Annotated in this window: 18 protein-coding genes; 11 read left to right on the forward strand and 7 right to left on the reverse strand. The window is 54.8% G+C overall.

What is annotated here, in order from left to right; all coding sequences use genetic code 11:
* Positions 1-2 precede the first annotated feature (2 nt).
* The 3 genes from tuf (at position 3) to H6F57_RS21015 (ending at position 2,492) form a co-directional block, all read left to right on the forward strand.
* Complete coding sequence (tuf, locus tag H6F57_RS21005; protein WP_190628264.1) at positions 3-1,232, forward strand: elongation factor Tu; 1,230 nt, start codon at positions 3-5, stop codon at positions 1,230-1,232.
* Positions 1,233-1,327: 95 nt separating this feature from the next.
* The gene (gene rpsJ, locus H6F57_RS21010) at positions 1,328-1,645 is read left to right on the forward strand and encodes a 30S ribosomal protein S10 (protein WP_017300626.1); all 318 of its coding nucleotides are present in this window, start codon (positions 1,328-1,330) and stop codon (positions 1,643-1,645) included.
* Positions 1,646-1,850: 205 nt separating this feature from the next.
* Positions 1,851-2,492 carry an LON peptidase substrate-binding domain-containing protein gene (locus H6F57_RS21015; RefSeq protein ID WP_190628266.1) on the forward strand — a complete coding sequence of 214 codons (642 nt, stop codon included), beginning with the start codon at positions 1,851-1,853 and terminating at the stop codon, positions 2,490-2,492.
* On the opposite strand, the gene pheA is transcribed toward H6F57_RS21015, so the two are convergent.
* Positions 2,473-3,381, reverse strand: coding sequence for a prephenate dehydratase (gene pheA / locus H6F57_RS21020; RefSeq protein ID WP_190628269.1), 909 nt, complete (start codon positions 3,379-3,381; stop codon positions 2,473-2,475). The genes H6F57_RS21015 and pheA overlap by 20 nt on opposite strands.
* Positions 3,382-3,579: 198 nt before the next feature.
* Here pheA and H6F57_RS21025 point away from each other — a divergent pair, with 198 nt between their 5' ends.
* Positions 3,580-5,487, forward strand: coding sequence for a polysaccharide deacetylase family protein (locus H6F57_RS21025; RefSeq protein ID WP_190628271.1), 1,908 nt, complete (start codon positions 3,580-3,582; stop codon positions 5,485-5,487).
* 214 nt (positions 5,488-5,701) lie between these two features.
* On the opposite strand, the gene H6F57_RS21030 is transcribed toward H6F57_RS21025, so the two are convergent.
* Positions 5,702-6,442, reverse strand: a complete 741-nt coding sequence (locus H6F57_RS21030) for a TPM domain-containing protein (RefSeq protein ID WP_242024920.1) — start codon at positions 6,440-6,442, stop codon at positions 5,702-5,704.
* A gap of 147 nt (positions 6,443-6,589) precedes the next feature.
* Entirely contained in the window at positions 6,590-6,862 is a 273-nt protein-coding gene (locus H6F57_RS21035; protein WP_190628273.1) for an Npun_R1517 family heterocyst differentiation transcriptional regulator, read from the reverse strand.
* A gap of 27 nt (positions 6,863-6,889) precedes the next feature.
* Between H6F57_RS21035 and H6F57_RS21040 the strand changes: the two genes are divergently transcribed.
* From H6F57_RS21040 to hpsU, 7 genes are all read left to right on the forward strand, one after another.
* On the forward strand, positions 6,890-7,063 hold the full coding sequence (locus H6F57_RS21040; protein ID WP_190628275.1) for a hypothetical protein: 174 nt from the start codon (positions 6,890-6,892) through the stop codon (positions 7,061-7,063).
* A gap of 449 nt (positions 7,064-7,512) precedes the next feature.
* Positions 7,513-8,550, forward strand: coding sequence for an AEC family transporter (locus tag H6F57_RS21045; RefSeq protein ID WP_190628277.1), 1,038 nt, complete (start codon positions 7,513-7,515; stop codon positions 8,548-8,550).
* Positions 8,551-8,732: 182 nt separating this feature from the next.
* On the forward strand, positions 8,733-10,361 hold the full coding sequence (locus H6F57_RS21050; protein WP_190628279.1) for an alpha-amylase: 1,629 nt from the start codon (positions 8,733-8,735) through the stop codon (positions 10,359-10,361).
* A gap of 301 nt (positions 10,362-10,662) precedes the next feature.
* The gene (locus H6F57_RS21055) at positions 10,663-11,745 is read left to right on the forward strand and encodes a fatty acid desaturase (RefSeq protein WP_190628282.1); all 1,083 of its coding nucleotides are present in this window, start codon (positions 10,663-10,665) and stop codon (positions 11,743-11,745) included.
* 171 nt (positions 11,746-11,916) lie between these two features.
* Complete coding sequence (locus H6F57_RS21060; protein ID WP_190628284.1) at positions 11,917-12,855, forward strand: glycosyltransferase family 2 protein; 939 nt, start codon at positions 11,917-11,919, stop codon at positions 12,853-12,855.
* Between the two features lie 49 nt (positions 12,856-12,904).
* Positions 12,905-13,867, forward strand: a complete 963-nt coding sequence (locus tag H6F57_RS21065; protein WP_190628286.1) for a glycosyltransferase family 2 protein — start codon at positions 12,905-12,907, stop codon at positions 13,865-13,867.
* 22 nt (positions 13,868-13,889) lie between these two features.
* Positions 13,890-14,528: a hormogonium polysaccharide biosynthesis acetyltransferase HpsU gene (gene hpsU, locus H6F57_RS21070; RefSeq protein WP_190628289.1), complete on the forward strand. Its 639-nt coding sequence runs from the start codon at positions 13,890-13,892 to the stop codon at positions 14,526-14,528.
* 76 nt (positions 14,529-14,604) lie between these two features.
* On the opposite strand, the gene H6F57_RS21075 is transcribed toward hpsU, so the two are convergent.
* From H6F57_RS21075 to treY, 4 genes are all read right to left on the reverse strand, one after another.
* Positions 14,605-14,988 carry a hypothetical protein gene (locus tag H6F57_RS21075; protein WP_190628291.1) on the reverse strand — a complete coding sequence of 128 codons (384 nt, stop codon included), beginning with the start codon at positions 14,986-14,988 and terminating at the stop codon, positions 14,605-14,607.
* Positions 14,989-15,136: 148 nt separating this feature from the next.
* A complete protein-coding gene (locus tag H6F57_RS21080) occupies positions 15,137-16,273 on the reverse strand; it encodes a nuclease-related domain-containing protein (protein WP_190628293.1) in 1,137 nt (378 codons plus the stop codon).
* Positions 16,274-16,365: 92 nt separating this feature from the next.
* Positions 16,366-17,886, reverse strand: a complete 1,521-nt coding sequence (locus H6F57_RS21085) for a trehalase family glycosidase (protein WP_190628295.1) — start codon at positions 17,884-17,886, stop codon at positions 16,366-16,368.
* A gap of 101 nt (positions 17,887-17,987) precedes the next feature.
* On the reverse strand, positions 17,988-20,765 hold the full coding sequence (gene treY, locus H6F57_RS21090; protein ID WP_190628297.1) for a malto-oligosyltrehalose synthase: 2,778 nt from the start codon (positions 20,763-20,765) through the stop codon (positions 17,988-17,990).
* Between the last annotated feature and the right edge of the window lie 58 nt (positions 20,766-20,823).

The raw sequence follows: 20,823 nt of genomic DNA on the forward strand, positions 1-20,823 counted from the left end.
AAATGGCACGCGAAAAGTTTCAACGCAATAAACCCCACGTCAACATCGGCACTATCGGTCACGTTGACCATGGCAAAACCACTCTGACGGCCGCCATCACCATGACCTTGGCGGCGGCTGGGGGCGCAAAGGCTCGTAAGTACGACGAGATCGATGCTGCTCCTGAAGAGAAGGCTCGTGGTATCACCATCAACACGGCCCACGTGGAGTACGAGACTGAGACTCGCCACTACGCCCACGTTGACTGCCCCGGACACGCTGATTATGTCAAGAACATGATCACCGGTGCGGCCCAGATGGATGGTGCCATCTTGGTGTGTTCCGCTGCTGACGGCCCCATGCCTCAAACTCGGGAGCACATTCTGCTGGCAAAGCAGGTTGGCGTACCCAGCATCGTTGTCTTTTTGAACAAGCAAGATCAGGTTGATGACGAAGAGCTGCTAGAGCTAGTCGAGCTAGAAGTGCGTGAGCTACTTAGCTCCTACGACTTCCCCGGTGATGATATTCCCATCACTTCTGGCTCTGCTCTACTGGCTGTGGAAGCGCTGACCGCTACCCCCAAAATTTCCCGTGGTGAAAACGAGTGGGTCGACAAAATCCTAGCGCTGATGGACAGCGTTGATGATTACATTCCCACCCCTGAGCGCGATATCGACAAGCCTTTCCTGATGGCTGTTGAGGACGTGTTCTCGATTACAGGCCGGGGTACTGTAGCCACCGGGCGAATTGAGCGCGGCAAGGTCAAGGTTGGCGAAACCGTTGAGTTGGTCGGTATTCGCGACACCCGTAGCACCACTGTTACTGGGGTTGAGATGTTCAAGAAGAGCCTTGAAGAAGGCATGGCCGGTGACAATGCTGGGTTGTTGCTAAGGGGTCTTCAGAAAGAGGACATCGAGCGCGGCATGGTGTTGGCCAAGCCCGGCAGCATCACCCCTCACACCCAGTTTGAGTCTGAGGTTTACATCCTCAAGAAGGAAGAGGGCGGTCGTCATACCCCCTTCTTTCCTGGCTACAAGCCTCAGTTCTATGTGCGTACCACCGACGTAACCGGTAGCATTATCGCCTTTACCTCTGACGATGGTAGCGATGCTGAAATGGTTATGCCCGGCGATCGCATCAAAATGACCGTCGAACTCATCAACCCCATTGCCATTGAGCAGGGCATGCGCTTTGCAATTCGCGAAGGCGGACGCACTGTTGGAGCCGGTGTGGTTTCTAAAATCCTGAAGTAGTTGTCGAACTATCTTCTTAAAGACAGGAGCAGGCCTCCAAGGTTTTGCTCCTGTCTTTTGTCTCTGTACCTTGACAATTCATTCTCCTAAGATCTATGGCTACTATTCAGCAACAAAAAATTCGCATTCGCCTTAAAGCCTTTGACCGCAGACTGCTCGACACTTCTTGCGAGAAAATTGTGGATACTGCCAATCGCACCAACGCTACAGCTATTGGCCCTATTCCTTTACCAACTAAGCGGCGTATTTATTGCGTCCTGCGTTCTCCCCACGTGGATAAGGACTCTCGGGAGCATTTCGAAAGCCGTACCCATCGCAGAATCATCGATATTTACCAGCCTTCTTCTAAAACCATTGATGCTTTGATGAAACTGGATCTGCCTGCTGGGGTTGATATCGAAGTCAAGCTCTAAATCCTTACATGCTGAACCCGCTAAATGTTTTATATTTGGCGGGTTTTTGCGTTAATTAATTCGTGTTGGTTAATTTGAGCCAAAAAGAGACTATGCCCTAAGCCGCAGCATTTCGCTGGGGAGTTGGGTTAGAATACCCCTATGTAAACAAGTGTTACAGCTGCCGTGCAAGAACGCGGTGTGCTTGAATTCGCAAGAGGCGATAATGTCATTCTCCGAGTCCATATCTGTGCGAGAACTACCGCTTTTCCCGTTGCCTGAGCTGGTTTTATTTCCGGGGAGACATCTGCCGCTTCATGTGTTTGAGCCCCGCTACCGGATCATGATGAACACCATTCTCCAGAGCGATCGCCGCTTTGGCGTATTGATGTTAGACCCCGCTACAGGGCAGCCGGCTAATGTAGGTTGTTGCGCAGAAATTCTCCACTACCAGCGGTTGCCTGACGATCGCCTTAAAATTCTCACCCTGGGCCAGCAGCGGTTTCGGGTGTTGAGTTATGTGCGCGAAAAGCCCTACCGAGTTGGTTTGGTAGAATGGGTCGAAGATAAACCCACCAGCCAAGATCTCAGTCCGCTGGCCTCCGACGTGGATCAGCTGCTGCGGGATGTGGTGCATCTATCGGCTAAGCTGACCAACCAGGATATTGATCTGCCTGATAATATTCCTGATATTCCTATTGAGCTGTCATATTGGGTGGCTAGCAACCTGCACGGGGTAGCCCTTGAGCAGCAAGCACTACTTGAAATGGATGACACCAGCGTACGGCTAGAGCGTGAGGCGGAGATTCTAACCTCTACCCGCAATCACCTGGCAGCTCGAACAGCCCTTAAGGAAGTGCTTGAGTAGACTGAGTTTTAGCCTTAGCGGCGGCTAGGCTAGGATCTGCGGTGACCAGGTTATAGGTGCCAAAATTAACCAGGGATTCGGTGCAGGTTAGGAGATCGTTAAGGGCCTGCTGTCCGGTCTGGCTGTGGGCATCGGTCTCTAAATCGACAAAGAACAGATATTCTCCCAGCGATCGCTTGGTGGGTCGTGATTCGATGCGGCTGAGGTTGATGCCGGAGCGGGCAAATACGTCTAGCGGTTTGAGCAGAGCCCCAGGACTGTTCACCGGTAGGCTAAAGGCCACAGAGGTGTACTGACCTTTGACCGAGTTCACTGCCTGATTGTCGCCCTTAAGCACCCAAAACTTTGTGCAGTTGTCGGAATGGTCGTTAATGTTGTGAACCAAGATTGGTAGGTTGTAGAGCTGGGCGGCCCATTCTGAGGAAATGGCGGCCACTGTGCTGTTGTCGCTCAAATGATCTAGGGCTTCTGTGGTTGAACGGGTGGCGACCAGATTTGCCTGAGGTAGGTTGTGCTCGAGCCACCGCTGACATTGGGACAGCGCTTGGGGGTGGGAAAAAACCGCTTCTATGGCTCTAAGGTCAGTCGCTTGGGATAGCAACCCGTGGCGAATGGGCATGACTACAGCGTGGTGAATTTTGAGTTGCTGGAGCTGCCAAAGAGTATCTAGGGTCGTGGTAACTCCCCCTTCGGTAGAATTTTCGACCGGCACAATGGTCAGGGTCGTCATGCCGTCAGCGGTGGCCTGCATGGCTTTGGGAATGCTTGGAAAGGCCACTAGGTCAACCGGCAGGCTGCCGCTTTGCTGCTCTAGGTTGAGGCTATAGGCTAGGGCCGCGAGCTGGGTATAGGTGCCCTCAGGCCCAAGGTAGGCAATCGTAACGGTCATGAGGACATGCAATGGCGGGTTTGTTCTATAGTAAGCCGAGGCTGCCGCGATCGCGCCCTCTAGCCACCGATCTCTAACCGGCCTAAATTAACAGCTCCTTAACCGAAATGCGGCATACTCTGGGCAAACAAAGTCGACATTGCCCAGTAATATGTAATGGGTCTTAGGCGGGGCCTAACTTGGTGGGGAGTGGCGGTAATGGTCAAGGGCGAAAAGAAGACAGACGGCACTAAGCCGTCTAAGGTGCGAACACTTATTACATTAGGGTCGGGAGCATTTTTGCTTGGGGCCGCTGTACCTCTGGCCGGTGCTCTTAGCACCGGCTTAATCAGCATTGGTGGCGTGGGGCTTGCCGCCCCCGCGGCCGTCGACCAGCCTCAACCCCTCAATGCAGGTTTTCTGGCTCTAGCCGATGCCCCTGGGGTAGATGCGTTTCCTACCGTGGTCAGCAGTGAAAGGCTTTGCCGTCGCCCCGTGGATCTGGATCAGGCTGAGGTCAGCAGCGCTACAGCGGGCGAAAAACTTTTTCTCGGTTCTAGTCTAGCTAGCACTACCGTAACTCAAGCCGTTGAGGCGATCGCACAGCTTGGGGCCGCACCTTGGCCCAGTATTCATCCCCTAGCAGCCGAAGCTCGTGTTCCAGTGTTGATGTACCACGATGTTCTCGAGCCACCAGAGGTGTTTTTTGATCTTACCCCCGCCGATTTTGAGGCTCACCTAAAAACCATACTGGATAATGGCCTAACGCCAATCAGCCCCGACCAGCTGGTGCAGCACCTGCGTACCGGTGTAGCACTGCCCGAAAAACCGGTGCTAATTACCTTTGATGATGGCTATGTGGGCCACTATGAGCATGTTTACCCCCTGCTGCAAAAGTATCAGGTACCGGCCACCTTCTTTGTTTTCCCCGGTAAGGTAGATGGTACTGTCGCTGGGCGCTCAACCCTCACCTGGGATCAGCTCAAGACTATGGCTGCTGACCCATTGGTAACCATTGCATCCCATAGCGTGACCCACCCCCCTGACCTGCGAACCCTCAGCGATGAGGAGCTAGTTTACGAAGTGGTTGAGTCGAAGCGGCAGCTAGAGGCCCAACTGGGTATCCCTATTCAGTACTTTAGCTATCCCACCGGGCACTACGATGAGCGGGTTGCCCAGGCCGTAGCCGATGCCGGTTATCTGGCCGGGTTTACGATGCGTGAGAGTGACGAACAATTCGCCGGGGCCTCAGAGTCGCTGCTAGCCATCGAGCGGTTTGGTCAATCCAATCTTCAGGCGCTGCTTGAGGTGGCCTGGGGTGGCCCTACTGCGGCTGGGATGATGCCCGTCGTCGCTGATTCTGCGTTTAATTTTGCTACCCCCGTCGCTGTGCAAAAGATCGACCGGGCGGAACAGTCGTTTTCGTTGATCAGCGGTGGGCAACCGGTTACCATCCACGCCAACAGTCGTTACCAGTTGCCCGAGATGCTAGCGGGTAGCAACATTGCCGGAGCCGTTGACGGGGGCTTTTTCTCACTCAAATACCTAGACTCCAACGTCATGATTGGCCCGGTTTTGAGCCAAAGCACGCGGCAGTTTGTGCCAGGCTATGCGGGTGAAACGCCGAAGCTCAACGGCCGCCCCCTAGTGCTAATTGCTCCTAATGAAGTTCAGTTTGTGCCCTTTGATGCTGACCGTCACAATACGCTGGCAGGTTTAGCTCAGCAGCTGCCTGGAGTAACAGATGCCTTTGTGGCGGCTGGTTGGCTAGTTAAGGATGGTCTACCCCAGCCCGCTAGCAGTTTTGGCACCCTGTTTGACTACGATGCCCGCCGCCATCGGGCTTTTTGGGGTATTAATACTGCCGGGCAACCGGTGGTTGGCGTGACTCACACCATGGTTGATTCGGTACAGCTTGGCGAACTGCTACAGCAGGAAGGTTTGCGTGATGCTGTCATGCTCGACTCTGGGGCCAGCACTTCGCTCGCCTATCAGGGAGATTCCCTCGTGGGCTATATTCCGCGCCCGGTTCCCCACCTGTTAGGACTGGTGCCTCCCGAAGCCAACGATGGTAGTCCCTGTCCTTTGGTGCTCGATCGAGAAAACCCAACTACCACTAAGCGATAGAACGCTTGAAGTTTTGAGCCTAGAAGGCTGGTCTAGGCTCAAAATCAATTAATTCAAATTTTTCTGTAGAGCTACATTTGGACTTCAATCAACATCCATTGGCTAGCGAATTCGTTTTCAGATCAAACATTTAAATTGTGCGGTCTGCACTGAGCGGGAACTCAAGCCGCTTACCTATCTCAAACTCAGGTCTTTGCAGCAGGTGTTGCTTAGTTTAGTTGCCGAAGCCAACGTACCAAAAATAGGTGGCCATTGGGATGACGGTGGCTAGTACTAGCAAAACGACCAAAACCACCGTGCTATTACCGCGGTTCTCGGCAGTTTCTTCGGCGGAGGCGAAGGTACTTTCGCTGTCAAAGGAGTCGTCAAAGTTGGGCGGTCCGGGATCTGCTTGGCCGCCTAGTACTGCCCCAAGGCGATCGCTGGCAGCCAAAAACGACTGGTTGTATTTGTCACCCTCTAGTAGGGGAAACAGCACAGTCTCCTGGGCGACGCTAGTAGCGATGTCGTCGGTGAGCAGGGTCGCCGCCTGATCGCCAACGCGAATGCCCACGGTTTTGGTAACTTCGTCAAGGACCAGCAAGGTTTGGTTGGCTTGCTCTTCTGGGGTGGAGTACCAGCGCTCAAACAGCTTATCGGTGAAGCTTTGAATGGTATCGCCGTAGTCAAAGTGGTGGATAGTTACAAGGCGTACCTCGTTGCCAGTAGCAGCCGCTAGGTCGCTGAAACGACTTGAAATTTTGTTTTCATTAATGCGGCTGATGATGTTGGCTTCGTCAACCACCCAGGTAGACTCGCCCGCCGCTACAGAGGGAACTTGGAATACGGCTACGGCCTCAGCAGGCTCAGTGGACAATCCCAACACTAAAAACAGGGGTAAAACCAGGCCCAAGAGAGCGCTCCAGGAGGCCTGAATCCAGCGGCTATGCATTCGTTGGTAGGGGTAACTATTCATAGGCCTCAGCTACAGCAATGACTGAGCCAGAGGGAACTCACCGGGTTCTGCCCTGGCCTATTAATCAATATACGGGGCTGAGAGCCCTGAGGGAACTAGCTCGTTTTGTTTGCCCCTTGAAGTTCAGCAAACTGGAGGGTTTATTCCTCAAGCTGAGGGTGAGTTGCGCAGTCGAATGAGTTGCCGCCGCATCAGTGGCGATGCCTGGAGTTCGGCAACCTCGGCAACTTCTACCTGGGCGTCGAGCTGCTCTACAAACTCGTCGCTGCCGTAGGAAAAGGCATCGATCAGCTGTTCCAGTAGGTGCTCACGATCGGCCATGACGTGGCTTTCTTCTAAAATGCGAAACTTGAGAGTGATGGCGCACTCATAGACGCCAACCTGAGGCTCAACCGGCGGACGGGGTGCAGACGTAGCCATAGTCAAATGTGTACTCCCTAACTAAGCATGAAAGGAGTCATCAAAGGAGACTGGGGGCTAGGGTGGTTTGTCCTGCTGAGGGCTGGCAGGGGCATCGAAGCGGTATGGGCTGTGGAGGATGATCTACAGTCGGTAGCGGTGATGCAAACCCTATTGATGACGATGAGGTGGCTTTGGGCTGGAGCCGCTGCCTGTTGCTAGGCAGCGATCGCGCAGATTTAACTACCTGATGCCATCAAACCAAAAAAACTAGCCAATATTGGTTTTTATAGCCTGTTTTTACAGGATTGATACAGTTTTGTGAGGCCAAGATTAATAGTATTGAAACTCATCCGTACATTTTCAGAAGAGGATCATTTTTTTATACTTTAAGGCCATCTTGGTGTTGTGATCAGGTGTATTTGAATGATCTCTTTGGAACCAAGTTTCCGTCTAAGAGTCTGCTGTAGGGCCACTTCAGCTTCCTTTAAAACAGGCGAGAATCTAAGATCTAGTGACTCAATGATGCTATTTGAAAACATGATGGGCGGTCAGCGATTGGCACTAAAGTCATATCTACGGCTAGGGATGCGATCGCACCAAATAAGCATCAGCATGACCAAAACTCCGTAGACTACTGAGTGGGGTAAGTGCCATAGCGAACTGCCAAAATGCGTAATTCTCTGATTCAAGCCTATCTGCCACTGATTATTTGGGTGGGGCTGGGGGCTGGGCCGGGCCGATTTTTGCCAGCGGCGTTACCGCGATTAATGGGTCGAGGGTTGTACTGGGTGGGCATTCCCCTCGAAATTTTTGCCCTAGCGCGTCAGACCCACTTTGCTGAAGATACAGGGCTAGCACCGCTGTATACCGTTGTGTCGCTAGGGCTGGGACTGGGGCTGGGTTTAGCGGGGCTGGCGGTGGTGCGATCGCTAACCGCTCCCACCCCAGTTGAGGCCACCGCTACCGAAGTAGGGGTTGTCCTAGGGCTAGAGGTGCTGTCTCCGCAGGCGGTGGATCTGCCGCTGTGGCCTGACACTGCCACGATGACTTGGGCTGATAAACCCCGCCAGGGCAGCTTTGTGCTGGCCGCTATGCTGGGCAATACAGGCTTTGTTGGCTTGGCCATTGTGCCTACCTTGGTCAGTGGCCCTTACCTGGGCTGGGCTGTGTTCTACAGCGTGACCCAAAACGTGGTCGGCACCTATGGGCTGGGAGTGTTTCTCGCCAGCTGGTTTGGGCGCGGTACCCACGCTCAATCACGTTGGCAGCAATTGCGTGACGTGGTGACTGTGCCTTCACTATGGGCCTTTGGGTTGGGCTCAATCTCCCAGGCTTGGGCCTGGCCGCCCCAGATTGAAGATGCTTTGCATCAGTCGGTGTGGCTGGTGATTCCGGTGGCGCTGGTGCTTATGGGGCTGCGGCTGAGCCAGCTGCAGGGGTGGAGTAGTCTACAGCCAGCGCTGATACCCGCGATGCTCAAGGTGCTAGTGCTGCCTGCGATGGTAGGGGCTGTGGCTTTGGGCGCAGGACTGCCCAGGGATGCCGTGCTAGTGCTGGTGCTGATGTCGGGTATGCCGAGCGCATTCGCTGGACTAATTTTGGCTGAAGAGTACGACCTTGACCGGGAACTGGCAGCAGCCAGTATTGCCCTGTCTACGGGGGGACTGCTGCTCACTATTCCGCTGTGGCTCCTGGTTTTTGGCTAGGAATACGGTGGCTTCCAAACTTCACTTCATATGCTTAATTTCTGGGGGGTTAAGAGCCAGGGGGATGAGGTTTTAGGAATTTGCTTAGGGAAACGGGAGTTTTCCGAAGTGGAGCCCTAACTTTTACCAAACTCTTAAGATTTGCTCCTATTCTGGTGGAAAACTACGCCTCTGGGGTCGCTATGTCTAATCCCTTTCAGCAGCTCAAGGATACGTTTAAGGCGATTGGCTCTAAACCCACTACTCCTGAAGGGTCGGCAACCGCTAAAGCGTCTCTACAGGAATGGCTGGAGGCTAACGCCGACGCATTGCGGAGTCGGCGCAAGCAGAGTGAGGTTAACGGCACCATGATGCAGTACTTTCACTGGTATACTGCCGCCGACGGTGGCCACTGGAACCGGGTCAAGGAGGAGGCCGAGGCCCTTGCCAGTGCTGGCATTACTGCTCTATGGCTGCCGCCTGCTTACAAAGGCATTGGCGGGGGTTGCGATGTCGGCTATGGAGTCTACGACCTGTTTGACTTAGGGGAATTTGACCAACAGGGCACAGTGCGGACGAAGTACGGCACTAAGGATGAGTATGTGGCGGCGGTCAAAGCCTGTCGCGATTTAGGGATTAACATCTACGCCGATGTGGTGTTCAACCACAAAATGGCGGCCGATAGTGAAGAGGAATTTAACGCGATTCCGATGGATCCGGGTAATCGCCACTGTTCCCTGGGAGATATGCGCAAGATTAAATCGTGGACAGGGTTTACCTTTCCTGGGCGGGGCGAGAAATACTCGAGCATGAAGTGGCATTGGTACCACTTTGACGGCGTTGACTACAACAGCTATGAACCCAACTACAAAGCCGTATGGCTGATTGAGGGCAAGTCTTTTGAAGACAAGGTGAGTTGGGAGCTCGGCAGCTTTGACTACCTGATGGGCTGTGATCTGGATATTGATCACCCTGAGGTGAGCGGCGAGTTGAAGTACTGGGGCGAGTGGATGCTGGACCACGTTGGGGTAGACGGGTTTCGCATAGACGCTATCAAACACATCTGTGGTGACTTCTTTGTGGATTGGCTGGCCCACCTGGAAAATTATGCCCAGCGCGAGCTATTTTGCGTGGGCGAATATTGGACCTATGACCTGGGAGCGCTGAGCTGGTATGCCGGCAACTCTGGCGGGCAGCTCGACCTATTTGACGCGCCGCTACACCACAACTTTTATAAGGCCAGTAGGTCCGGCAACAACTATGACCTGCGCACCATCTTTGACAACACCGTGGTTAAAGAGATGCCGCTGCTGGCTGTCACCCTGGTTGAAAATCACGACACTCAGCCCCTGCAAGCCCTGGAGTCTGTGGTAGAGGCCTGGTTCAAGCCCCTAGCCTACGCCATGATTTTGCTGCGAAGCGAAGGCTATCCCTGTATTTTCTACTGCGACTATTACGGCGCCCACTATGTAGATAAGGGCCGCGACGGCAACGAGTACGAAATCTGGATGGACTCCCATCGGGAGATTTTGGACCGGCTGCTGATCGGCCGCAAGCACTTTGCTTACGGCCCCCAGTATGACTATTTTGACCATCCCAATGTGGTGGGCTGGACCCGCCTTGGCTCTGAGGGTCACCCCCATGCCATGGCGGTGCTGCTGAGCAACGGGTCAGAGGGCATCAAATGGATGGAGGTGGATAAGCCCAACACGACGTTCTACGACCTGACTGGGCATGTTTCCCAAACTATCACTACTAATGGCGACGGCTGGGCTGAGTTTCGCTGCAATGGTGGGTCGGTGTCGGTGTGGGTAGAGGAGCACCCATGCTGAGTTCTCGATAAGGACTGCTGCCGGGTTAAGAGCGGCGATCGCCCTTTATAGAAACCCTAAGCACAGCACTCGCTTCGCGATCGTGTTGGACAAAGCCCATCTGTTGTCCTAAGAGACACGCTCAGAGCCCCCGTCTTACCCTTTCTTCTCCGACTGAGCAAAAAGATTGCTTTAAATTACTGACTGTGCTCCTCCACCGCGGCATAGAATTTTATGCCGCGAAAAGTTAAGCTGTGTAACGCCCGCTCATTTTTTTTGGAAGCAGCTGGGCGTTCGTCTCTATGGTTAAATTGGTACTTTCGTGCAAGTAGATCGTGTTCCTCCAGGAGCTACAGACGCAGAATTTTCGGCCTACGTTCGCTCAGCCCAGGAGCTAGACTTTACCCTTCAAGATCTCAAAGCGGCGATTCCGGCTCATTGTTTTCAGCCTTCCGTGCTTAAGTCGCTGGCCTATTTCTTCCTAGATCTAGGCATTATTGCAGCGCTATACGCCATTGCCCACGCGGTCAACTCTTGGCTGTTTTTCCCAGTATTTTGGCTCGCTCAGGGCACCATGTTCTGGGCTCTTTTTGTGGTCGGCCACGACTGTGGCCACGGCTCGTTTTCTCGCTACAAGTGGCTCAACAACCTGGTCGGTCACCTGTCCCACACGCCCATTCTGGTGCCTTACCACGGCTGGCGCATTAGCCACCGCACCCATCACGCCAACACCGGCAACATCGACACTGACGAAAGCTGGTATCCAATAGATGAGTCAACCTATCAAGCGATGCCCAAAGCGCAAAAGATGGTGCGTTTCTACGGAGCGTTGTTTGCCTATCCGTTCTATCTATTCTTTCGGTCGTCGGGGCGTAGCGGCTCTCACTTCATGCCCAACAGTCCGCTGTTTCGTCCCTCGGAGCGGCGTGATGTGCTGGTGAGCACTCTCTGTTGGTCGGCCATGATCGTGTTTTTGGCCTGGGTAGGGTTGACCCAGGGGCTATTGTTTTTGGCGACCTACTACATAGCTCCCTACTTGGTGTTTATCGTGTGGCTTGATCTGGTGACGTTTTTGCACCACACCGAGCCCGATATTCCCTGGTATCGAGGGGACGAGTGGTACTTTCTCAAGGGAGCGCTGTCGACCATTGATCGTGACTATGGGTTTATCAACCCCATTCACCACAATATTGGCACCCATGTGGCTCACCACGTTTTCTTGGGCATTCCCCACTATCACCTGAAGACGGCAACAGAGGCCATTAAGCCAATTTTGGGCGATTATTACCGTCGCTCTGAGGAACCGGTGTGGAAAAGCTTTGCCCGATCGTTTTGGGCCTGCCACTATGTGGCGGACCAAGGAACGAAGGTCTATTACCAACCTCACCCTAACTACCGCCAGTAGCCTTTTAGCGATGTCCGTCGCATCACAGACGGGAAGCTTCGGTAGTCTATAGACTGAAATGGGCAGTTTAGAATCAGCGCGGTTCTAGGCTGCCCATTGTGGTGTTTGGGGTTGGTGTTTGGACAAGGCGAAAGATATTGGTTTAACAGCCCTACGGCAATAGTGTTGGTGATGACTCAGCCCCTGATTTCAGCCATTATTTGTACCCACAACCGGGCTCGCTACTTGGGGGCGGCGATCGCTAGCCTGCTAGCGCAAACCTATGCTACCTACGAAATTATTGTGGTGGACAACGCTTCGACGGATAACACCAGGGCCGTGGTAGAAACCTACTTGCCCGATCCCAAGTTAACCTACGTGTACGAGAGCACTCTGGGGTTGTCAGCGGCGCGCAATCGGGGTGCGGCGATCGCCCAGGGCACCATTCTTGCTTACCTTGACGACGATGCTGAGGCCTCTCCCCACTGGCTAGTCGCCCTAGCGGCGGCCTTTGAGCAGTACCCTAATGCGGCGATCGCGGGCGGCTACGTTAGCCTGATATGGCCGCAGAATATGACCCCGCCTCGCTGGCTGTCGTCCACGCTTTCTGAGAGCCTAGGGGCCTACGATTTAGGGACAACGACGCGACTCATTACTAACCCAGGTCAGACCCCTCGGGGGCTCAACTACGGCGTCAAAAAAAGCTTTCTAGAGGCTGTGGGTGGCTTTGACCCGCAGCTCGGTCGAGTGGGCAAAAACCTGCTCTCGAACGAAGAACTGCACCTGACTCAGCTGGCCCTGGCCGCTGAGCATGAGGTCTTGTTTGTGCCCCAGGCGCAGGTGGCTCACAACGTGGCTCCCGAACGGCTGCGTCGGAGCTGGTTTTTGCGCCGCAGCTGGTGGCAGGGCATCAGCGAATGCTATCGCGAGCAGCTGAGTCACACCCTAACTCTAGAGCGGGTACGAGTGCGAAGCTTAGGTCTGCTGCGAGGGGTGGTTAAGGCTGGGCGCTACTGGTCTGATCCAGCGCTGCGGTTTGAAAATTTAGTTTACGCCTACGGGCAGTTGGGCTATGTGGTGAGCGGTTTGCGCCACCTATTGTCTCGCCCTAGAGCGAAGGTCTGCCCCTAAGCACCGCCCGGCGTTTGTTGAGTATCTCCCTTGTGTAATGGAATTCACCATGGTTAAGACGACTCCTAAAGTCCCCATCTCTGTGCTGATTCCGGCTAAGGATGAGGAGCAAAATCTGCCCGCCTGTCTGGCTAGCCTGGAGCGGGCGGCGGAGATTTTTGTAGTAGATTCGCAGAGCAGCGATCGCAGCATCGAGATCGCCACCGCTGCTGGGGCTAAGGTGGTGCAGTTTGACTTCAACGGCCACTGGCCCAAAAAGAAAAACTGGGCTTTAGACAACTTGCCCTTTAGCCACGAGTGGGTGCTCATTGTCGACTGTGACGAGCGCATTACCCCAGAGCTGTGGGACGAGATTGCTACCGCCATTCAGCGGAGCGATTTTGACGGTTACTACCTGAACCGCCGAGTATTCTTTCTCGGCACCTGGATTCGCCATGGTGGTAAATACCCCGACTGGAACCTGCGCCTGTTTCGCCACCAAAAGGGCCGCTACGAAAATCTGCAAACTGCCGATATTCCCAACACGGGCGATAACGAAGTGCATGAGCACGTGATGATTGAGGGGGCCATCGGCTACCTGAAGCACGACATGCTCCACGAAGACTTTCGCGACCTGTATCACTGGCTAGCCCGCCACAACCGCTACTCGAATTGGGAGGCCCAGGTCTACTACAACCTGCTCACCGGCATGGGCGATGGCGGCACCATCGGCGCAAACTTGTTTGGCGATGCGGTGCAGCGCAAGCGGTTTCTCAAGAAAATTTGGGTGCGGCTGCCCCTTAAACCGCTGCTGCGGTTTGTGCTGTTTTATGTGCTGCGGCTCGGCTTTTTAGACGGGCGGGCGGGCTACATCTATGGGCGACTGCTGAGCCAGTATGAGTACCAGATTGGGGTGAAACTGTTCGAGCTGCGACAGTTTGGTGGGCAGCTCAATGTCACTCCCAAAAAAAATGCGACCCCGCTACAGCCAGCGGTTCAGCCATCCGTTATTTCGGTAGAATCAGCCCCTTAAGACCTCTTGATAGCGGCTGAGTATGACGGTTCCCCCTGATTTTAATTCCAGCTTAGATAGCGGCGGCGATCGCCCTCTAGAGCCCGCCGTTGACTCTCGCTCCTGGGTGCGGCTCGATGCCTACGACCAGTCGTGGTACAAACCGGGGCGATCGAAGGTTGTGATTCTACTGTGGTGGCTGTTGCAGGCGGTGGTGTTTCCCCTCACGCCCCACGCCTCCCACGGGCCGAGGCGCTGGCTGCTGCGCCGGTTTGGGGCCACTATTGGACAGGGCGTGGTGATTCGCCCCACCGCTCGGTTCACCTACCCTTGGAATGTGAGCATCGGCGACCACAGCTGGATTGGGGATGATGTGGTGCTCTATAGCCTGGCGCAGATTACTCTTGGCCAGCACTGCGTCATTTCGCAAAAAAGCTACCTATGCACCGGCAGTCACGACATTCATGACCCTCGCTTCGGCTTGATAGTTGCGCCAGTGACCGTTGAGAACGGCGCTTGGGTGGCGACTGACTGCTTTGTGGCCCCTGGGGTGACGGTGGGGGCCAATAGCGTAGTCGGGGCACGCAGCAGCGTTTTGAAGTCGCTGCCGGCGGGGCAAATTTGCTACGGTAACCCCTGCCGCGCCGTAGCGCCGCGTCGGATGGTGAATAACATAGGCTGAATTCGCGATCGCTCAATCAATTTAAGTTCTAATCGATGAGGCTCCTGTGGAATGTCGGTTCAGTGGGTTTGCCAACTCACTCTGACATGTGCTTAAGCACTCGCTTGTCAGTGGCCGATAACACATCCTCCCCAGACGACTCTGCTTGTCGGGCGCGATCGCTCAGTTCCTTCATTTTTTGGCTGGCGGCGTCTCGGCCACGCTCGATAGCTTGGTTGCGGGGTTCAGTCTTGCCAATCATCTTCTTAGTAGTATCAAGCCCGCCGTAGACATCTTCTGAGAGGTCCTCTGCTTGGTTGGCGGCCTGTTCGAGCTGAATGGGTGCTGGCTCAGGCTGGACAGCCTTGGCCTGGCTGGCTGGGGATAGGGCTGTGCTCCAAAGAATTAACCCAATGGCGATAGTGACAATACCAGCGCCGATCGCAGAACTCAGTATAAATATCCGCTTGCGAACGCCCATAATGCCTCCCATACAATGCCTTTAGCTTAGGTAGGGGGCCTGACCTTGCCATCCTTCTGGGGGGAGACACCTGTGTGGCGATCGCTAGGTGCTAAGTAGCTGATTCCAAGTATCATTGCGCTGCGTATTGGTTATGCGCCTTGCCCATTCAAGTTTCGGGATTGACGTAAAAAAGCTGAGGTTCTGGTGTGTCTTGGCACACTAAATAAAACTCCCGCCCTCGCTTGGAAATTTTGGCCTTTTCGCCGTTGGCACAGGTCACCTTAATCGGTGTGTTGCCCTCACAATCGGCGCACTTGAAATAGTAGCCATATTTGCCGTAGACAATGATTAAGTGGCTGCTGCCACAGGCGCGACAGGCGGGAGCCAAAGCGGCCTCAACGGATGATGGAACAGCTTGTGCTGGGGTTGCCTGTGGTTGAGGTGAAGGATCTGGCCGCGTCTGGGGTTTGATGGTAGTCGGGGCAGAGCCCTTGAGGGTAACTGGAGCCGGTGCCGCTTGAGGTCGGGGTAAGGGTGGCCGCTCAGGCTGCGGTTTGGCGACAGGAAGAACAACCTGCTTAGATCTCGAAATAGAGGGTGGTTCTACAGAGTTGGGCAGAACTGTAAGAACCTCTAGAGGGGGCAGCTGGGATTGAGGACTGTGCTGTTGTAGCAAAAACTCCGCCAGGTTGGTTACTTTCCTGTCGCCAAATTCGGCCCCAACATCCCTTACGTTGAGGGAGAATAAATTGCTAGCCCGACGATAGGCAGCATGCATTTCCTGAATTCGTTTGGTGATTTGATCGGCTTTGAGCACCTGTTGAATGGCAAAACCGGGAGGGCGCTGAATCACCCCGATGTCAGAAATAGCCACCAGCCCATCAAAGGGAACTGAGGCAAAGGTGAACTGGAGCGTGAGCACCTTGCGGAAGAACTGATCAACGTGGTCGTTCAGCAAAGCCTTGAGCAACTCTGCCTGGCGCTCAACTTGCAGTAGGGGAGATGGCATGCCTTGCCAAACTGACCCTACCTGGCGCGACCACTCCCCCTGCTCATTGACCCGAATTTGCGTGGTGACGCTCTTACTCTCGATCAGAATAAAGCCGTGGGTGCTAATCAGCAGGTGGTCAATTTGGGCCACCTCTCCCCAGCGCTCTAGCCGCAATCCATTTAGTACCTTGATCTTGGGATCTTCGCCGAATGCTCGGCGCAGGTAAAACGCCATTTGTTCTTCTGCCCTGTGCCCCGCCTGCACCTGCTTACTGGCATTAAGGGCAATAGGATCCAGCTCTTTAGCGATCATGACTAGTAGGCCTAGGACTTTAGCCTTAATACAGTGCCCAGTTTCTAGCCTTTAGTTGCGTGAGTAACCGGAATGGCTTCACTACGTCAGTGCTACTCTTGTGCCAAAACGGCCAGTAGTTCTAAAAAGACGCCGTTGGTCCAGCCGAAGCCGACTTCGTTGGTGCTGTAGCCAAACTTAATGTCGTCAGATACTTCGCCTGTGCAGGTTTCGATATTGTATTTTTCGAGCAGCACGCCGCAGCGCTCAAAGTCTTTGACTAGCAGGGAAACAAACTTTTCGGCCAGACGCAGGGCCTCGGCTTTGTAGCCATAGCGCAGCAGACCTTTCACCACAAAGTATTGAAAGGGCGCCCAGCCAAAGGGAGCATCCCACTGGTTGCCGGAGACAACATTGCTGGTTTTAAAGCCCCCAGCGGCTTCAAATTTAGGCAGATTGTCCACTAAACGCTGGGCTTGCTCTGGAGAAGCCACACCGCTCCACAGCGGGTAGAAGGCGGTGGCGTATTCGTAGCGGCAGTGGCAGCGTTCTCGAAAGTTGTAGTCGAGGTAAAAGCCGGTGTTTTCGCTCCACAGGTAGCGGTCAATTAGGTTTCTACGGTGGTCGGCGCGATCGCACCACTGCTGAGCTAGCGCAGAGTGCCCCAAAATATTGTGAATCTGAGCCAGATCTTGCTCCATCTGGTGCAGCAGCACGTTGAGACAGACCGGCGCGTAGTGAATCACATCAACGCTGAAGGGGCCAAAGCGGTTGGTGGGGTCGAGACCCGACTCGCGCATGGCGCGATCGCCCTTGTAAAACAGATCGGTCAGCTCGTCGGCCTCAGGGTCGTAGTAGAGCGAGACATCGTAGTCGGTGACGTCATGGTCGCGGTAGTAGGCTTTGACCCGGTCAAAGTGGCTGCGGCCATGCTCGTCAACCTCTGAGTACAAGACCTCGGGGGCGGGGCCACTGACTACAGAAAAGTAGCGCGATAGCCCGGTGGCCTGGTTGAGGTGGGGCGGCACCACCCAGTAGTAGTAGTAGCTTTCGAGCTGGGGCAGGGTGCTGAGCAGCCAGTCGGTATCTTGGCAGTGCTCGTACCAGGCCAGCACCATGGGCGACAGCAGCGGCGGCTGCGATCGGTTGAGGTAGTAGGTGCGGTTGGCGTTGAGTACGGTGCCGTAGTGCTTGACCTCGTAGAGCAGTTGCTCGAGCAGGCTCTGGGCTAAGGCATACTTTTGATCTCGCATCAGGCCGAGCAATATAAAGTAGCTATCCCAGCCGTAGAGTTCGTTGAACCGTCCGCCCGGTACCACGTAGTCTCCTGGCAAGTAGAGCAGGCCGTGGCCCTCAATTTGCTCACACTCTAGGGGCAGATTTCTAACCTCAATCTTCTCCATATCTTCTGGCGGCACCGATTGCTTCAGGTGCTTCACCACCTGATCAAGATCCTCTTGGCCTGAGATATAGACCAGCCAGGAATCTTTATTCTCATGCTCAATTTTTTCGTCGTAGGCGGCATCGAGCAGATGGTCGTGGGAACGAGTCAAAACCTGCCACTGATCTCGAATGTAGGTTTTAATCGCAGCGACAGTGGGAGATTTGAGAATCGGTGAAGTCTGCAAGAGCATGGCAAGTGCCTGGGTTTGGTTAAACAGCGTCAAGACCAAGCAGCCCCGGGAGGAATAGGGGCTGCCGGGGCAGAGTCGTGGCGGAGACCGCCGCCGCTGGGCTACTCAGCTATCAAGATGGCTAGCGGAAACGTGGCCAACAGCTCCGACAACTTGGCATCCTCGGCGGCGGTAAAGGTATCGCCGGTAATCCAGTTCTTCCACTGAGAGGCGTTCCCCGGCAGGGCCAGGGTGGTATCGCCCCATACTTGGCCAATGGGATACTCTCCCGGCTCTGCAAGGCTGGTGAGGAAGCGGGGGGCGATCGCCACCACCCACTGATCGCCCCACTGACGGGCAAAGGCCAAAATGTGCTCTTCTGCGTCACCGCGCGCAAACAGCGGCTGGTAGTCGCCCTGCTCAAATAGATCGGGGTAGGCCTGCCGCACCGCCAGCCCGCAGTGGGTGACCCACAGCTTAATGCGTCCGTCTTGGCGATACTCCAGCAGGTTTTTTAGCAGGGCAGAGCGATCGCCCCATTGCTGCAATTCCTGGAGCCAGTGACGGCGCAGGTTGTAGTCGACGGGGCGGCGATTGTCGGGGTCAACCAGGCTAAAATCCCACAGTTCTTGGCCCTGGTAAACATCGGGCACCCCCGGTAGCGTCAGCTTGAGCACCACCTGGGAAAGCGAGTTGTAGATGCCGTATTCGGCAATGCGCTGCTGAAACTTGCGAAACTCTGGCAGAAAATTGTTCTTGTCGCCGGGGGTCAAAATGGCGCGGGCAAAGTCCACATAGCCGTCTTCGTAATCGGCGTCGGGGCGCAGCCAGGCGGTGTGCACCTTGGCTTCGCGCACGGCTTTGACCACGTAGTCGGCAACGCGATCGCTAAAGCTAGCCAGCTCGCTATCCTCAAACGGAAACGCCCCCACCAGGGTTTGGTAGAGAAAATATTCGTCGTTGGCGTCGGGCACCACCTGGTCGCGCACCACCCTCTTGTGGCTGCCGTTGAGGCTGCGCCAGAGGTTGACTGCCGTCTCCCATTCACTGGGCATTTCAGACAGCACATTGAGCCGGGCGCGCACGTCTTCGCTGCGCTTGGTGTCGTGGGTTGAGCTGGCGTTCATGGCGTGGGGCCACTGCTGCTGTCGCTGGTGCTGCCGCTGGTGAAACTGCCGCATGGAAAGGCCAAAATGCCCTGGCGTGCCGCCCACCTCATTTAAACTAATAAAGCGGTTGTAGCCGTAGAACAGGGTGTCTTCTAGGCCTTTGGCCATCAGCGGGCCGGTAAACTGCTGCAAGCGCATGACGAAGTGCAGCCACTGGGCCTTTTCTTCCTCGGGCAGCGAGCCTTCAAAGTTGAGCGATAGAAATCGTTCGATTAGATTTAGCTCGTTGATCAGTTGGGGAATGCGCTTGCGGGCGGCCTCAATGGCCTCCTGCACATAGGCCAGGTCGCGCTCAGAGATTTTCTCCTGGTTGACGTAGGTGCAATAGATCGGGAAGGCAATCAGCACCTCTTCGATGGCGGTGCGGAGGCCGTAGAGGGTGAGGTCGCGCCCGTAGCGATATTGCTGACAGACGCGCTTGAGAAACCGTGCCAGGTTGTTGATGTCGCCGACTAGGTTGGTCTCGGCAATCAGCCGCTTTTTGGCGGCCACTAGCTCTGGGTAGGGGGTGTTTTCGCCGGTTAGCTGTTGATAAATGTGGGTAAAGGCGTCTTGGTTGTCTTGCTGGCAAAAAACGCCGTTTAGCTGAATTAGCGAGTCGTAACCAGAGGTACCTTCAATCGGCCATTCAGGGGGCAGGGTTTCCTCATCTTCAAGGATTTTTTCGATAACGATGTAGGTGTCGCCTAGGCGCTGGCGCAGCCGCTCTAAATAGCGGGTGGGGTCGTAAAGCCCGTCGATGTGGTCAATTCTGACGCCGTTGAACTGGTCGTTTTTGACCAGCTTGCAAATCAGATCGTGGGTTTGCTCAAAGACCTCTTCGTTGTCGATTTTGAGGCAGATCAGCTCGTTGACGGTGAAGAAGCGGCGGTAGTTGAGTTCCTCGGCCCCCACTTTCCAAAAGGACAGGCGGTAAAACTGCTCTGAGAGGAGTTCGTCGAGGAGATCAAAGCTGCTGGGCTGGTCGGGGGTGCCGTTAAAGATCACCAGGTTTTGGTCGATGAATTCGCGGACGGCGTCGCTTTCCTGGTAGACATCCCACAGCAGGCCTTTGGCAAACTGGGCCTGGTCGCGATATTCACGGCCCTTGAGATCGACGATCGCATTTTTGACTAGGTAGAGAATGCCCGAGATCTTGACGAAGGTGCGATCGCTGGTGTCTAGCTGCTGCGCTAGCCGCCCCGACTGATAGCTCAAAAACCGCCCGTAGGACTCGATGCGTACCGGAAACTGCAGACCGTAGTAGTTAACGCTCAGCCCAGTTTCGTCGTAGCTGAGCTGAATCTCGCCCCGCTCTAGGCAGCGATCGTAAAAATCCCCCAGCATGGGGGCCAAGACTCGACCGCCCAGTTCCTCTGGCCCTTCCCACTCAATGTCGAAGAAGTTGAAATATTCTGACTCGGGGCCATACTCCATGATGCTCATGAGGTACGGGTTTTGGCCGTCGTAGGCCATGTGGTTGGGCACAATGTCTTGCAGCCAGCCCAAACCGTGGTGGTGCACCGTATCAATCAGCGGCTGAAACCCCGCTTCGCCCCCCAGCTCGGGGTTGAGCTGGGTGGGGTCAACCACATCGTAGCCGTGGGTACTGCCCTTGCGCGCTTTGAAAATCGGCGAGGCGTAGATATCTGAAACCCCAAGGTTTTTGAGATACTCCACAATATCTTGGGCCGCAGCAAACCCAAACCCTGAGTTGAACTGAAGCCGGTAGGTCGCGATAGGGATACGCATAGCGAACTCAGAAAAGATGAAGGATTAAATAACCTGTGTCCGGCTGGAATTGCCGTTG

This window comes from Leptolyngbya sp. FACHB-60 (genome assembly GCF_014695775.1).
GTDB lineage: Bacteria > Cyanobacteriota > Cyanobacteriia > Phormidesmidales > Phormidesmidaceae > Nodosilinea.

What these genes read in the sequence shown, in the direction of transcription:
- tuf (WP_190628264.1), top strand. Translation starts at nt 3, where the DNA reads ATGGCACGCGAAAAGTTTCAACGCAATAAACCCCACGTCAACATCGGC.
- H6F57_RS21035 (WP_190628273.1), bottom strand. Translation starts at nt 6,862, where the DNA reads ATGGCTACGTCTGCACCCCGTCCGCCGGTTGAGCCTCAGGTTGGCGTC.
- H6F57_RS21025 (WP_190628271.1), top strand. Translation starts at nt 3,580, where the DNA reads ATGGTCAAGGGCGAAAAGAAGACAGACGGCACTAAGCCGTCTAAGGTG.
- H6F57_RS21080 (WP_190628293.1), bottom strand. Translation starts at nt 16,273, where the DNA reads ATGATCGCTAAAGAGCTGGATCCTATTGCCCTTAATGCCAGTAAGCAG.
- pheA (WP_190628269.1), bottom strand. Translation starts at nt 3,381, where the DNA reads ATGACCGTTACGATTGCCTACCTTGGGCCTGAGGGCACCTATACCCAG.
- H6F57_RS21030 (WP_242024920.1), bottom strand. Translation starts at nt 6,442, where the DNA reads ATGAATAGTTACCCCTACCAACGAATGCATAGCCGCTGGATTCAGGCC.
- rpsJ (WP_017300626.1), top strand. Translation starts at nt 1,328, where the DNA reads ATGGCTACTATTCAGCAACAAAAAATTCGCATTCGCCTTAAAGCCTTT.
- H6F57_RS21075 (WP_190628291.1), bottom strand. Translation starts at nt 14,988, where the DNA reads ATGGGCGTTCGCAAGCGGATATTTATACTGAGTTCTGCGATCGGCGCT.
- H6F57_RS21050 (WP_190628279.1), top strand. Translation starts at nt 8,733, where the DNA reads ATGTCTAATCCCTTTCAGCAGCTCAAGGATACGTTTAAGGCGATTGGC.
- hpsU (WP_190628289.1), top strand. Translation starts at nt 13,890, where the DNA reads ATGACGGTTCCCCCTGATTTTAATTCCAGCTTAGATAGCGGCGGCGAT.
- H6F57_RS21040 (WP_190628275.1), top strand. Translation starts at nt 6,890, where the DNA reads ATGAAAGGAGTCATCAAAGGAGACTGGGGGCTAGGGTGGTTTGTCCTG.
- H6F57_RS21045 (WP_190628277.1), top strand. Translation starts at nt 7,513, where the DNA reads ATGCGTAATTCTCTGATTCAAGCCTATCTGCCACTGATTATTTGGGTG.
- H6F57_RS21085 (WP_190628295.1), bottom strand. Translation starts at nt 17,886, where the DNA reads ATGCTCTTGCAGACTTCACCGATTCTCAAATCTCCCACTGTCGCTGCG.
- treY (WP_190628297.1), bottom strand. Translation starts at nt 20,765, where the DNA reads ATGCGTATCCCTATCGCGACCTACCGGCTTCAGTTCAACTCAGGGTTT.
- H6F57_RS21015 (WP_190628266.1), top strand. Translation starts at nt 1,851, where the DNA reads ATGTCATTCTCCGAGTCCATATCTGTGCGAGAACTACCGCTTTTCCCG.
- H6F57_RS21060 (WP_190628284.1), top strand. Translation starts at nt 11,917, where the DNA reads ATGACTCAGCCCCTGATTTCAGCCATTATTTGTACCCACAACCGGGCT.
- H6F57_RS21065 (WP_190628286.1), top strand. Translation starts at nt 12,905, where the DNA reads ATGGTTAAGACGACTCCTAAAGTCCCCATCTCTGTGCTGATTCCGGCT.